The organism is Pseudoalteromonas sp. SR45-4 (assembly GCF_014163535.1).
Taxonomy (GTDB): Bacteria; Pseudomonadota; Gammaproteobacteria; order Enterobacterales; family Alteromonadaceae; genus Pseudoalteromonas; species Pseudoalteromonas nigrifaciens.
The window spans coordinates 1-224 of record NZ_JACJDO010000148.1 but is presented as its reverse complement, the minus strand read 5'-3'; the positions used below and the strand labels follow the sequence as shown (position 1 = coordinate 224).

At 49.6% G+C, this 224-nt stretch carries 1 rRNA gene; it reads left to right on the top strand.

What is annotated here, in order from left to right:
• Positions 1 to 224 (top strand): 23S ribosomal RNA (locus H5058_RS18730); the annotation flags it as partial.

Here is a 224-nt window from a genome sequence, read left to right as displayed (position 1 = left end):
TAATTGCGATGGGGGGACGGAGCAGGCTAAGCAAGCATGGCGTTGGTAGTCCATGTGAAAGTGAGTAGGGCGTTTGTTTAGGTAAATCCGGACGAACACTAAACCTGAGACACGAGACGAGTCACCACGGTGATGAAGTTGCTGATGCCATACTTCCAGGAAAAGCCTCTAAGCTTCAGATTATATGGAATCGTACCCCAAACCGACACAGGTGGTCAGGTAGA